This is a genomic window from Pseudomonas sp. DTU12.1, from assembly GCF_009873475.1.
Lineage (GTDB): Bacteria > Pseudomonadota > Gammaproteobacteria > Pseudomonadales > Pseudomonadaceae > Aquipseudomonas > Aquipseudomonas proteolytica.
This window is the reverse complement of record NZ_CP045254.1, coordinates 4,898,349-4,912,341: the sequence shown is the minus strand read 5'-3', so window position 1 is coordinate 4,912,341 and position 13,993 is coordinate 4,898,349. Positions and strand designations below refer to the sequence as shown.

Here is a 13,993-nt window from a genome sequence, read left to right as displayed (position 1 = left end):
GGCATTTTTTTACGTGCGTTGCTGCGCCGCCTGGGCGGCAATGGTCAACTGGCGTACCAGGCGATTTTGCTCTGCCTGCTCCAGGTCAATCAGTGACTGACGCCGTTCCAGGTACTCGTCCGAGTGCCGGTCCGGTATCTCCTGCTCCAGCAACCCTATTCGGTAGCGGATACTGTCCTTGACGGTCGCAAAGGGCTCCGGATAGCACCTGGCCAGATATTCGATCCAGAACCCCTCCATCAACAGCCACTCGCGCAGCGCCGGACTTTGCCCGAGCGTTTGCAGTTGCGTGCGCGCGTTATCAATGATGTCTGCGGTCACATAGTCCTCAACGGTGTACAGCAGCTCCAGTGGGTGAAAGGGCAGCTTGAACTCCGCTGCCAGTTTTTCGCGGAAGTAGATAGTGACCTCGGCGGGATCGACTGCCTGGCGGGCTACTTCCCGATCATGAATGAACTTGTCGGAAATATAGTCCAGTTGGTTGAGGTAGAAGCGCCCGGTAGACAGCGCGATCAGCGCGCGATCACTGGCTTGGCTGGAGCTCTGCAGCTTGGCCAGGTGGACCTGGTGCTCAAGCTCCATGTTGGTAAAGGCCAGCAGCACACTGTCGCCACAGTTGCCTGAACCATAGGTGTTGAGGAACACGTTATTGCGCAATTCGGTGGATTCCCCCATGGCCCGCAGCAAGGTCCACACCCTTTGGGTCAGCGCGTTGCGCGACGCGCCCGCGGCGATGTACGCATAGGTTTGAGTCAGGTCCGAGAGCACCCGGAAGGCATCATCGGGGCTGGCGCCCTCATGGGCCTTGAGTTGCTCCCACAGCGCCCTGCAGGCCGGAACATCGGCAGCGGGTACCCCGCTCAACCATTGGGACACGCCGTCCGTCGCTGGCGGTTGATGCCTGGGGCCAAGTACACCGCCCAGCCGCACGCCCGTGTTGCGTCGGTACTCTTCGATACGCTCCAGGGTGGCCGGCGAGAGGGGGTTGTCGTGCAGCAGGACATTGCGGCGGGGCAAGCCGATGCGTTCCTGGGTGAATACCGCTTCAGGGATCTCGCTGATGGCGTTCTCCTGCAGGTGCAAATCCTCCAGGCGGGCGAGCGTCTCCGCTCCGATGGGCCATTGGGTCAATCCGGTATTCACCAGCTGCAGCCGGTGCAACTGGCTCATGGCGCTCACATCCGGGGTCACGCCAAGATGGGGGTTGTTGTCCATAATCAACTCGCGCAGGTTGACCATGGAGGCCAGGCGCTGGGCCGAAGCCTCGGTGAGTCGGATGTCGTTGTCACTGAGGTTCAAGTGTGTGAGCTGAGTCATGTCAGTGATGGCGCTGGGTAACTCGGTCACCATGCAATCCAGATGCAGCCCTCGCAACCCGGCGAACTTGCTGAGGAAGTCACTGGCCGTTTGAGGAAAGTGATTGCCCGCGATTTTCAGGAAGTCGATGTGCGCAAAACCCTGGGTGCCGCTGATGAAATCGGCAGGGGGCAGGTTGCCGTCATCCAGTTGCAGCTCGACGAATTGGGCGTCCACGATCCCCGCCAGATACAGCGAACGATTTTCCCGGCGCCACGCTGAGCACAACTGCTGGGCAATGTAGCGGCGGTTGCCCAGGCTCATACCCAGTGGGTCGTGCAGGTGTTCGTCCTCGCTTACGGGCGTGTCGGCCCAGCGTGACAGTGCCGTTTCCATCGCTTGGTATTCGGTACGCCGCCGCTCTATTTCAATCAGCGCCGCCGGCTCGCTCAGGTTCAGCGATTGGATCAGTTGCCGGGCTTGATCGTTGCTCATCCGGGGGTAAAGCTCCTGGACCTTGGTGACCAGGTCGGGCGAGCGATTGCCACTGAACGGCCAGAACCGGTTCCAGAACGGGTACACCAGGAGTGTGCGCTCACCCCCCATCGGCGGCACCATCCAGGGTTGCAGGTGTTTGAGGTCCAGCAGGCTTTTGATTGCTACCCGTTGGTTGAGCGCCAGGGTGAAAATCTGTTGGCGCAGCGCGGCAACGCCTGCGTCGTCGGTCACCTCCAGCGCGATTTTTTCGCTGTCGGACAACGTCGACACAATCACCTCCAGCAAGCGGTCCGACGGTTGCCCCACAAGCTTGCCCGACGCGTCGTAAGCCTGATAGCCGCCTTGGGTCCGGGCGATCTGTCGATGTTGGCTGGCGGAGCGCGGACCTGCGCTTTGCAGCAGGTGCCCCTGGAGATTGGCTTGGTGGATGTCGATGCGCAGGTCCGCCGGCCAGGTGGGCAGATCCTTGAGCAAATGTGCGGTGATCCGGTCGCTGTCGGCGTTGCTGCACGCGTCGCTGTACAGACCTTCATAGGCCCGGTTCAGACGCACGTCATCGGCCGACAGGCGCGCCTGCTCGGCAAGGCGCAGACCGGGGGCTTTCTTTTGTTGCAGTTGCTTGAGTTCCCTGGGGGTGGCTTGCCCGAGGATCGCCTGGACACTGCTGGTGGGCAAGTGTGGATGGTGGGCTTTGAATTGCCGGACCCATTCAGGACTATCGCTTTCGCTGCGTAGGTAGAGCGAGTTGAGTAATTGCGGCTTTTCCTTTTCGGTGAATTCGACGATCTGTTTCACCAGCTTGAACAAGCGGTCATTGCTGGAGTCTGGCAGTTCACCGAGCAAGGCCTGGGTCACCTCGTCGTTGGTGATAACGGTGTCCAGCAGCCTGGCGTTTTCATAGTCACTCTTTTTGACCAGCAATACCTTGTCGTTTGGCAGGTTGCGATCGGGGTACTGCTGGATGACCCGGTTGTCGCTGTCGATTACACGAATGGCGTGACTGTCGGGCCAGCTTGGCAGGCTGGAGAGCACCAGCAGTTGCAAGTCCGGGCGGGCGATACGCGAGGTAGGGGTGTTGCCCAGTGCTTCGATGAACTGCAGGATTTCCTGTTCGATCTTCAGGCGTTTGCAGGTATCGGCCAGCAATGGGGGGGCGGCAAGTCCTGCATGGTGGATGTGGCGCAGGAGCCTGGGCGGGGTGTTGGTGAGGGCGAGGATATTGACCGACTCGGCCTGGGTAAAGGAGTAGGGGTGATTGCCCAGGCGGTAGAGCAACTCGTGGTCGTTCCAGTTCATCGGGTTTTCGCTGGCCAGGCGCCAGGCACCTTGGCCGTTGTGAGACAGGACGGGGGTGTCGACCCCGATTTTCTCGGGGTGGACCAGGCGCCATTTGTACAGGCTTTTGTCAAACACGACCCGGTACAGAGAACCGAAGAGTGGCAGTAAATGTTGAGCATTCCACTTAAAAATACCCTGGGTGTCCGGTGCCAGGTCGGCGGGCAGCTTCAGGGGCTGTTCGTATTGCATCAGCGAACCGCTGGCCAGGCTGACATACCCCGCCGGGCTGCGTTGGCTGCTCATGTAGTTGCCCAGCTTGGTGCGCAGGCCCTGAGCGTCGGTGGCGCTGTTCATGCCCAGCAACTGACGTTCGTGGGGCTGTAACACCGAACCGATGGCCAGGTAGAAACTGTCCACGGTGGCGGGCACGGGAATCGTACCGCCGTTAGGCATGTCGTATGCCTCATAGACTCCGTTGCCGTAATGGCGCAGTTCCACGGTGGGATCCTGTGGCCCGCTTGAAACGTAGGGTTTGGCGATGTCGCCGGCGACCACTTCGGTGATGACGAACGGGCGCTTGAGGGTGTTGCGCACCAGCGCCGAGGCGAACTCCCTGGCCCATTGGTCAATGTCGTCACTGTAGGCGCGAGGGTGGTACAAGCCGTCGATGGCCGCATCGATGCGCAGCGCGGTACGGTGGTTGTCCAACCGTTCATGAAAGGCTGCCGGCAGCGAACCATGCTGCAAGTAAGCCTGTTGCTGGCGTGGCGTCAGAGGGTGCTCCTGCAACAGGCGTTCCAGATTGGCCGGTGACAAGGGGCGGTTGAGGTTGCGCAGCTTTTTCAGTAAGGGGGTGACGGTCACCAGGGGCGGCGAAGCCTGGGTGGGAAGAAAACGGCGTACATTCGCCGGGGCAAGCGGCTCGCTTTTTTCATAACCGGCGTAATTCACCAGCGCGCTGAACACACTCAGCCGCTCGTCGCTGACCAGGGTCGTGACCTGCTGGCGCAGCCGCGTGATGCGTTGCGCGGTAGTCTGAGCGCCATGGCCTTCGATGCCCAGGCGCGAGGTGCCAGGTTGCAGCACGATGATCAGGCTCAACAGCGGCTCGTCGGTATTGGAGGGCGGGTGCGCAGCGCCCAGGGCGCTATAGCGTCCATCATCGCCGCGGACAATATTGATGGTGTGTGCGCCGAGTGGCACGACTTCGGTTTTGCTGAAGCTCTCGATCACTGTGTGCTGGGGGTCGCGGATGCTCAAGGTGGCGTTGGCAGGCCACTGCGGCAGTTGTGTCAGCAGGCAAAACACCGCGCTGTCACCGTAGGGGGGGAGGTAGCCGGGCTCGTTGAAACGGTCGATCAGCAGTTGGATCAATTGATCGGCCTGCACACGCCGCACCCCTTCGGTCAGGTTCAACGGCGCCGGCTCCGAGCGCCAGACCTTGTCCAGCGTAGTACGGGTGGTGGCGGTGCTGCGCAGCATGGTTTGTATCTCTGCTGGCGGTGCCACGGAGGAACCATTGGGCAGCATACGTTGCAGCAACTCGATGTCCGAGAGGGTGTGGGCGTTGTGCAGGTCGAACACCCACGCTTGTTTCGCTGGGTTAAAAATAATCGGCGGTGTGTAGCCCTCGTTGCGTTGGTGCGTGAGCACGTAGCGCATCTGCTGGTCGTCGTGCTTGACCTTGGCCACCAGAAATTGCTCATTCTGGTTCAGCTTGACGTACTGCTCGCCATCGACGTGGTAGATCCCCAGTGCATCGGGGCTGCGGCCGTCGAGCAGCGCCTGGCGGTCGTGGGCATAGGGCTGTGCGTCTGGTTTCCAGAGGCGCTGGTTGCTGATTTTGCGCGGGTTGCCGATGTTCTGCATCAGTGTTTGCATGCGCCGGCGCTGCAAGCGGCTGGCGGTTACGGTCAGCCGGCCGCTGACGATCAGGTCGGCCACATCTGTCAGGCTGCTGGCAAACGCGATGGTTTCGCCTTTTACCGCTTGATCCAGGCCTTGGATCACGCTGTAGGTCAGGCTCCCTAGCATCAGCAGTTGGGTGATACGCATCATGCCGGTGATGCCACCGGGTAGAGGCGTCAGGAGCAAGCCGAGAATTTCGCCCTTGATCTCCTGCACCGCGTCCTTGAGGGCTTCCCAGTCGGCTTCGGCGCGATCAACGGCAAGTGTATCCAGGTCAGTCTTGCAGCGCTGAATCTGTCGGTAAGTCAGGGCCTGCACTAGGCTTACTGGTGGCTTTGACTTGGGGGTGGCGGTGAAGCGGATGTCGTCAAGGGTGCTGGGCGGGAAGGCTTTGTGAAACCCGTCATACAGGGCTCCCTCCAGCCAACCCAGGTTTTGCGGACGCGTCTTACGGCTCAACAGTTTGTTGAAGACGGACATGCCTACCAGGGGTAACTGCCGGGAAAACCAGCCCAGATCTTGTTTTTGATGGCTATCGTGCAGTTGCTGGCGGAACGCCTGTTCGGCGGCGCGTGCGTCGGGGTGATGGCGCAGCGCGCCCCCTGGGCGGAATGGAAAGTACGACAACACACCCAGGGCCGCGACACGAATCAGTAGCAGGGGCACTGAAATGATGTTTTCCCAGGGGACGAAGGGAACGGCCACCACTAAGGTTACGCCCGAGGTCAGGCCTAGTGTTTCAATCTCCGGTTGAGCACCGGTGTTCTCAATCGCCGCGTTCAGCGTGTTGTACATTTCACGGGTAAGACCGCTCTGGGCCCGGTTGCGCCAGGCATCCAGCACGTCGAACTGCAGGAGCGTGCGTGCTGAAGTGCCCATCAGGCGACGAAGCAGGCCATTCTCGCCCAAGGTGGCGTTGATCCGGGTTTTCAGCTGGCCGCCCAGGTCCAGTTCGCGCACCACGTCGATAAACGCCTGCGCCGAGAGGCTGCGGTCATCGCCAGGACCAATCACTTTGCTGGCTTGGACCAGGCTGTAGCCAGACTCGGTAATCCTGCCGTGGGTAAAGCCAAAGTTGACGCAGGCCGCCTCCCATAAGGTCATGCTTTTAACGTGGTCGATGTAGTCCCAGTCTTGCGTGTAGGAGCGGCGGCGAAAGCGTGTGCGTTCGCCGCGTTTGGGCTCCCACGGGAAAGGCTTTTCGACTTTTTCCCGGTAGGTGGTATCGAAGCGGAAGGCTTCGGGATCGCGCCCGCCAATCCGGCTGCGCAGTTGGGCCAGGCCTTCGGTCTTGAAGGCCTGGACCACGCGGTCCTTTTCGGTTTCGACTGCGGACAGGGCCGTCAGGGCCTCACGCTGCAGTTGCACATAGCGCTTTTGTTCATCGAGCGTGAGGCCGCTCAAGGCTTGCGTGAGGTTTTGCCGGATCTGCTCAATGGCCTCTTGTTGTTCCCAGGAGGTGCTCGATTGCAGGTTGCCGGATAAGCCGTTGAGTAACTCAGAGGTCGGCATAAGGGAGTGGCCTTTCACAAATTAAGTGGAAGGCCGATGTAATCATCGCCGGTGCGTCACCTGGGGCTAACTATCTACCCGCCACCCACTGGCGTTGTCGCGACGCATCCAGGTGCTTGTTGAACTCCAGCCAGGCCGCCAGCGCCGCCATCAGCATCAGGCCCAGCAGGGCACTGAAAATCTGCATCGGCCAGGCGTCGTTGACCTGGGCGTTGAGCATGTCCGCCAACGGCGCGAGCAACACCCCCAGGCAAAACACTTCCAGTGAATAGCGGCCCATGCGACAGCTTTGCCGGGCCAACCAGTTTTGCCTCCACGCCCGACCCGGCAGCAGCTTGGCGGTGACATAGGCCAGGGCAAGGAAGTGCAACAGGCGCGCTGGCGACAGATCGGTCTTGCTGATGGGGTACAACAGGTCGCTGATGACGGCGGGCATCACCGCATCGTGGATCTCGGGCCAGCGCCAGGACAGGGTAATCACCGCGGCCAGCAGGGTGTAGGTGGCCGCGGCGATAAACACCGGTTGCCGGTGCAGCGGCCGCGTATCGGGTGCGCGCGGTTGGCTGGCATGCACCGCGGCCGCGCCGCCGAGGATAAACAGAAACTGCCAGGTCACCGGGTTGAAATACCAGACGCCGTCGGCAATCGCCGCCAGGTTCCAGCCCAGGCGTGGTGCCAACAGGTACACCGTCATCGACGCAGCCACCACTGCCAACGGCTTGCGCAGCAACAGCGGCAGCACCAGCGGCAGGCCCAGCAACAGCACGATGTACAGGGGCAACGGGTCCATCAGGTTGGGCTTGAAGCGCAACAGCAACTCATCGGTGAGGGCTTGTTGGGGGTTGGTGATGAAGTGCGTCAGGCCCATTTCCTGGACCAGGTCGCGGGTTTCTACCTTGCTGTTGGCGAAGAACACGATGCCCATCAGCATTGCCAGCAAAAAGATATGCACCACGTACAACACCCAGGCGCGGCGCAGGATTTTCAGGCTGGCCATCCAATAACCTTCGCCCTGCAGGATTTTGCCGTAGGCCAGCACGCAGGCGTAGCCGGCGAGAAACACAAAGACCTCGGCGGCATCGCTGAAACCGAAGTTGCGTAGGGTGATCTGGCCCAGTGGGTTGTGGGGGACGTGATCCCAGAAAATGAAGATCAACGCCAGGCCCCGAAAAAAATCGATGCGCGGGTCGCGTCCTTTAAGCATGGCTGCGGGCTCTTGAACAATGGGTTGAATAGTGACGCGAATGGTCCTGCCGTGCGTCGGGCGGGCGCAGGTTGGCGGTATTTGTAAGCAATTGCAAAGGTTGGGTATTACTGAATGTCTCATGCGCGCCCGCTAGGCATCGAGGATCACCCGCGTGTCATGACTGCCGGCCAGTATCCCTTGCGCAGGGCCTTGACCTGCGCAGGGTTGTCGTGGCCGACTGTTTACGCGGCTTCCACCTCATGGGGCTCAAAACTGTCTGCCCGCGCCATCTGCCACATCCGCGAATAGAACTCGCCGTTCACCTCGCCAGTGAGCAATTCACCGGGCTTGAGGAACACGTGCAACTGTGAGAACAACTTGATCTCGGTGGCCGACATGCGCCGCACCAGGTGCTTGGCCGACAGTTGCGACGGATGATCCAGCCCTGCTGCCGCGAGCATTTCGGCCAGGGCCTTGAGGGTGTTGCGGTGGAAGTTGAATACGCGCTGGGCCTTGTCCGGGACCACCAGTGCCCGCTGGCGCAGCGGGTCTTGCGTGGCGACGCCGGTGGGGCATTTGTTGGTGTGGCAGCTTTGCGACTGGATGCAACCAATGGCGAACATAAAGCCCCGGGCCGAGTTGGCCCAGTCGGCACCGATGGCCAGGACGCTGGCGATGTCGAAGGCACTGACGATCTTGCCGCTGGCGCCGAGCTTGATCTTGTCCCGCAGGTTCAGGCCTACCAGGGTGTTGTGCACAAACAGCAGGCCTTCGCGCAGGGGCACGCCGATATGGTCGGTGAACTCCACGGGGGCGGCGCCGGTGCCGCCTTCCTTGCCGTCGACCACGATAAAGTCCGGCAGGATCCCGGTTTCCAGCATGGCCTTGGCAATCCCCATGAATTCCCACGGGTGGCCCAGGCAGAATTTGAAACCCACCGGTTTGCCGCCGGACAGTTCACGTAATTGAGCGATGAACTGCATCAGCTCGATCGGCGTGGAAAACGCGCTGTGGCGTGACGGCGAGATGCAGTCTTCGCCCATCAGGATGCCGCGGGTCTCGGCGATTTCCTTGGTCACCTTGTGCTTGGGCAGGATCCCGCCGTGGCCGGGCTTGGCGCCCTGGCTCATCTTGATTTCGATCATCCGCACTTGCGGGTTTTGCGCCTGCACGGCGAAGCGCTCCGGGTCGAAGCGGCCGTCGCTGGTGCGGCAGCCAAAATAGCCGCTGCCCAGCTCCCAAGTCAGGTCGCCGCCGTGTTCGCGGTGATAGGGGCTGATGCTGCCTTCGCCGGTGTCGTGGGCGAAGTTGCCGAGCTTGGCCCCTTGGTTGAGGGCGCGAATGGCGTTGGCACTGAGGGAGCCAAAGCTCATTGCCGAGATATTGAACACCGACGCCGAATACGGCTGTGTGCATTGCGGGCCGCCGACGATCACGCGGAACGCGCTGGGATCGCTCAACGGCGCCGGGCGCATGGAGTGGCCGATAAACTCGAAACCGGATTGGTACACATCAATCAGGGTGCCGAAGGGTTTGTCAGCGGTTTCGTTTTTGGCCCGCGAATACACCAGCGAGCGCTGGGATCGGGAGAAGGGCAGGGCGTCGCTGTCGGATTCGAGCAGGTATTGGCGGATTTCCGGGCGGATGCCTTCCACCAGGTAGCGGATATTGCCCAGGATCGGGTAGTTGCGGCGCACGGCGTGCGGGCTTTGCAGTAGGTCGAACACGCCGATCAGGCTGAGTACAGCGGTGACCAGAGTAAACGGCCATAGCCATTCGTGTTGGATAAAGGGCAGGCTGGCGAGGGTGAAAATGACACACACGGCAAAGAATGCATAACGGCTAAGCAACGACAGGCTCATACGGTTTCCTTGGGTTCGGACTCTTTATGACCTGCAGGAACCGGCTTGCCGGCGACGGCGTTTACGACAGCAAGCCAGTTCCTACAAGGATCTCCAGGCTATGGATGCCTGTGCTCTCACGGAAGTACCAGCTTACGGGCGAGTTCGTTGCCAGGGCAACCGCATAGAACCTGGGCTTCTATCGGTATTGCAATACGTTCTCGTTTGGGTGCATTATTTACGTTACTGTATAACGTATTAATCTTGCCCAGATGCCCCCGGAGGCCCTATGAAAGCTGGTATCCATCCCGCCTATCGCACCGTATTGTTCCACGACACTGCCGCCGACGTGTTCTTCCTGATCGGCTCCACGGTCGACACGGACCGCACCCACCAACACAGCGATGGCAATACTTATCCTTATATGGCTCTCGACGTGTCCAGCGCTTCCCACCCTATCTACACCGGGCAACAGCGCAAGACCCAGGTCGAAGGGCGGATTGCCGGCTTCAACAAGCGCTTTGCCTCGTTTGGTTCGTCCAGCAAAGCCGCCGAGGCCTGACCGGTTCGAGGCTTCAGGCGCGGTAGTGGTAAATAGCATCATTAGGCCACTACCGGCTAAAAAACTGACTAAACTGCTAGGTAATAGCCAGGAGGCTGTTACCTTGACCGTAGGAAGCGCACACCGACGCGACTAGATCCGAGGTGTCCCGTGGGAGAGTCAGTTACCTTTTCTGAAACCGATCGTCCCGTGGTGCTGTTGATCGACACTCACCCGGACGTGCATGACCGCCTCGCGCAGTTACTGCGCCTGGAACCCTTTGAACTGTGCAGCGCCACCACGGCGGTCGAAGCGTTAGCCACGCTGGCGCGCCAGCCTGTGGACCTGGTGATGAGTGCTGCACGCCTGCCGGATATGGATGGGGCCACGTTGCTGGCACAGATCCATCACGACTACCCCCATACCGTGCGCCTGCTGTTGACCGGCGAAACCGACCTGACCCTGATCATCAAGGCCATCAACGAAGGGCAGATCTACCGCTACCTGAGCAAACCCTGGAAGGACGAAGAGTTGCTGCTGGCGCTGCGTCAGTCCTTGGCCCACCAGCATTCCGAGCGTGAGCGCCTGCGCCTGGAACAACTGATCCGCCAGCAGAACGAGGAGCTCAAGCAGCTCAATGCGTCCCTGGAAAAGCGCGTGGTCTCGCGCACCAGTGAACTGCAGCAGACCGCCGATATGCTCGACCTGGCCTACGAAGAACTCAAGCACAGCTACGCCACCGGCACCGAGGTGTTCTCGCTGCTGGCCAACCTGCGCCTGCCGCGCAGCAAGCAGACCAACCGCCAGATCATCGAGCTGGTGCGCACCTGGTGCGTGCTCCATGGCCTGGACGACGCCAGCAGCCGCGACCTGACCATGGCGGCAGCGCTGTACAACATCGGCAAGCTGAGCTGGAGCGACAGCATGATGGTCGCGCCCTCGGACTTGCTGCACAGCACCGACCGCGAGCGTTTTCGCGAGTACGCCACACAGAGTGAATCGTTGTTGATGACCCTGGAACCGATGAAGGACGCCGCCCGGCTGATCCGCCATCACCAGGAGCGCTGGGACGGCAGTGGTTTCCCTGATCACCTCAAGGGCGAGGCCATTCCTTTTGGCTCACGCTTGCTGAAACTGGCGGTGGATTTTATCGAACTGCAGCGCGGGTTGATTCTTGAGCGGCAGATGAACAGCGACGAGGCGCTGCTGTATATCCGCAAATACGCCGGGCGCCTGTATGACCCGGACATGGTGGAAGACTTCGTCCAGGCCTGCGCGGCCTTCCTCAGCGACGTGACCCTGGGCGACCCGACGGTCAGGGTGCTGGGCACTCGCGAGTTGGCCGAAGGTATGGTCCTGGCGCGCAACCTCAATGCCGACAACGGCATGCTGCTGCTCAATGCCGGCAAGGTGCTGAACCTGCCGCTGGTGGACAAGCTGATCGCGTTTGAAGCCATGGAAGGTGCCAAGTACAGCGTGTTCATCAAGGAACCCGAAGAGTAAGTCAGCTGTGGCTATGACTGTGGTTGTGGTTGTGGTTGTGGTTGTGGCGAGCGGGCTTGCCCCGCGCTGGGCTGCGAAGCGGCCCTAATCCGTTCACTGCATACTTTCAGTTAAAACTCATTGGCAGGTCTGGGGCCGCTTCGCAGCCCAGCGCGGGGCAAGCCCGCTCGCCACAGCCATAGCCACAACCACAACCACAGCCACAAGGTGGCATTGCAGCGCGGCGCACAGTCATGTGATCCTTCGCGCCTTTATTCAAGGCGTTTATTTCATGTCCAAGACCATCCGTATCGCCGCCGCCCTGTTGATCGGCAGCGACGGCCAGACCCTGCTGGTGCGCAAACGCGGCACCCAGGCTTTTATGCAACCGGGCGGCAAGATCGATGCGGGCGAGCAACCGGCGCAGGCCCTGGCGCGTGAACTGCACGAAGAGCTTGGCCTACGCATTGACCCGGCAGCGGCGCAGTACCTTGGCCATTTCTCGGCACCGGCGGCCAATGAGCCAGGGTTCACCGTGGAAGCCGAGTTGTTTGAAGTGCATATCGACGTACCGGTGACACCCGCCGCCGAGATCGAAGAAGTGCGCTGGATCGACCCGGCCGGCGACGGTGGCCTGCAGTTGGCGCCCTTGACACGTGACCTGATCCTGCCTTTCTATCGCGCATCGCTGACCACTATTGCCTGAGCTGTCGGGCACAAAGGACTGAGCCGTGATCCCCCTCAATGACTTGCTGATTTTTGCCGCCGCCTCGCTGCTGCTGGTACTGACCCCCGGGCCGAACATGATCTACCTGATTTCCCGCTCGATCTGCCAGGGCCGCAAGGCCGGGGTGACGTCGTTGCTGGGGGTGGTCGCGGGTTTTTTCGTGCACCTGTTCGCTGCTGCCGCCGGTTTGACGGCGGTGTTCCTCACTGTGCCGCTGGCTTATGAAGTACTGAAATGGGCCGGTGCGCTCTACCTGCTGTGGCTGGCCTGGCAAGCGGTGAAACCGGGTGCCCGCTCACCGTTCCAAGCCCAGCAATTGCCTGCCGATTCGCCACGCAAGCTGGTGACCATGGGCTTTCTGACCAGCGCACTGAACCCGAAAATCGCCGTGTTCTACCTGTCGGTATTCCCGCAGTTCATCACCCCGGAGCACGGCTCGATCTTCATCCAGAGCCTGATGCTGGGCTTTACCCAGATCAGCGTCAGCTTTGTGGTCAACCTGCTGATCTCGCTGTGCGCTGCCAGCATCGCCGCCTGGTTTATCCACAACCCCACGTGGCTGGCGGTCCAGCGTTATTTCATGGGGTTCGTGCTGGCAGCCCTGGCGGTGCGCCTGATGCTCGAGCAACGGCGCAGCGCGTGAACAATCAACGGACCGCGCTGACCCCATCGAGGGTTGAAAACGACGTGTCCTTGGCGGTCAGCAAAAAGTCGCGCATGTACGGTGCATCCAGCATATCCGCACGGATCCCGGCGTACAGCGTGGCGAACAAACCTTTCTCCCCCAGCCGCTTGGCCTTCACATAACCCCGCGAGCTGTACTCATGCAGCGCCCAGTGGGGCATGCCGCACACGCCGCGACCGCTGGCCACCAACTGCATCATCATCACCGTCAGCTCCGAAGTGCGGACTTGTGCAGGCTCGACATCGGCCGGTTCCAGGAACCGGGTGAAGATATCCAGGCGGTCGCGTTCCACCGGGTAGGTGATCAGGGTTTCGCTGAGTAAATCTTCGGGCACGATATACGGCTTGTTCGCCAGCGCGTGCTGGTTGGCCACCGCGAGCATCGCTTCGTAGGTGAACAGCGGCACATAGGTGATGCCCGCCAGCTCCAGTGGGTCGGAGGTCACCACCAAGTCCAGGTCGCCACGGGCCAGGGCCGGCAGTGGGGCAAAGGCAAAGCCGGAGGCCAGGTCCAGCTCGACCTCCGGCCAGGCATCGCGGAACTGGTCGATGGTCGGCATCAGCCACTGGAAGCAGCTGTGGCACTCGATCGCCATGTGCAGGCGCCCGGCAGTGCCACCGGCCAAGCGCGCAATATCCCGTTCGGCCCCGCGCAGCAGCGGCAAGGTGGCATCCGCCAGTTGCAGCAGGCGCAAGCCAGCGCTGGTGAAGCGCACGGGCTTGGTCTTGCGCACAAACAGCGGCATGCCCATGCGTTCCTCCAGCTCCTTGAACTGGTGGGACAACGCCGATTGGGTCAGGTGCAGGCGTTCGGCGGCTTCCACCAGGCTGTCGGCTTCGCGCAAGGCGTGCAGGGTCTTGAGATGACGGATTTCGAGCACGGGCTCTCCATGAAGATAATTTGTGACAAGTTCGGATAGCGTGAGTTTGTCTCATGTTGCCAAATCTGTCGACCATGACCGCTGGGCGCTCTTCATCAAACTGTCACGTAACTGTGGCAGCGCGCTTGAACAAACTTCATCAGACTCGCGCTCTACTGG

At 61.0% G+C, this 13,993-nt stretch carries 8 protein-coding genes; 4 read left to right on the top strand and 4 right to left on the bottom strand.

Features of this window, described 5'->3' with window-relative positions; all coding sequences use genetic code 11:
- Window positions 1-9: 9 nt before the first annotated feature.
- From GDV60_RS21740 to GDV60_RS21730, 3 genes are all read right to left on the bottom strand, one after another.
- Window positions 10-6,492 carry an NEL-type E3 ubiquitin ligase domain-containing protein gene (locus GDV60_RS21740; RefSeq protein ID WP_159908716.1) on the bottom strand — a complete coding sequence of 2,161 codons (6,483 nt, stop codon included), beginning with the start codon at window positions 6,490-6,492 and terminating at the stop codon, window positions 10-12.
- Between the two features lie 70 nt (window positions 6,493-6,562).
- On the bottom strand, window positions 6,563-7,696 hold the full coding sequence (locus tag GDV60_RS21735) for an OpgC family protein (protein WP_159908715.1): 1,134 nt from the start codon (window positions 7,694-7,696) through the stop codon (window positions 6,563-6,565).
- A gap of 224 nt (window positions 7,697-7,920) precedes the next feature.
- A complete protein-coding gene (locus GDV60_RS21730) occupies window positions 7,921-9,540 on the bottom strand; it encodes an FMN-binding glutamate synthase family protein (protein ID WP_092238022.1) in 1,620 nt (539 codons plus the stop codon).
- A 268-nt stretch (window positions 9,541-9,808) separates the two neighbouring features.
- Between GDV60_RS21730 and GDV60_RS21725 the strand changes: the two genes are divergently transcribed.
- The 4 genes from GDV60_RS21725 to GDV60_RS21710 all read left to right on the top strand — a co-directional run bounded on the left by GDV60_RS21725 (window position 9,809) and on the right by GDV60_RS21710 (window position 12,912).
- Window positions 9,809-10,081, top strand: coding sequence for a type B 50S ribosomal protein L31 (locus tag GDV60_RS21725; RefSeq protein WP_029297428.1), 273 nt, complete (start codon window positions 9,809-9,811; stop codon window positions 10,079-10,081).
- Between the two features lie 150 nt (window positions 10,082-10,231).
- Window positions 10,232-11,563: an HD domain-containing phosphohydrolase gene (locus tag GDV60_RS21720; protein WP_159908714.1), complete on the top strand. Its 1,332-nt coding sequence runs from the start codon at window positions 10,232-10,234 to the stop codon at window positions 11,561-11,563.
- A gap of 271 nt (window positions 11,564-11,834) precedes the next feature.
- The gene (locus GDV60_RS21715; protein WP_092238016.1) at window positions 11,835-12,248 is read left to right on the top strand and encodes an NUDIX domain-containing protein; all 414 of its coding nucleotides are present in this window, start codon (window positions 11,835-11,837) and stop codon (window positions 12,246-12,248) included.
- 25 nt (window positions 12,249-12,273) lie between these two features.
- A complete protein-coding gene (locus GDV60_RS21710; RefSeq protein ID WP_159908713.1) occupies window positions 12,274-12,912 on the top strand; it encodes a LysE family translocator in 639 nt (212 codons plus the stop codon).
- 4 nt (window positions 12,913-12,916) lie between these two features.
- Here GDV60_RS21710 and metR read toward each other — a convergent pair whose 3' ends face one another.
- Window positions 12,917-13,834 (bottom strand): transcriptional regulator MetR, encoded by a 918-nt coding sequence (gene metR, locus GDV60_RS21705; protein WP_032859924.1) that lies wholly within the window; start codon window positions 13,832-13,834, stop codon window positions 12,917-12,919.
- Window positions 13,835-13,993: the final 159 nt, after the last annotated feature.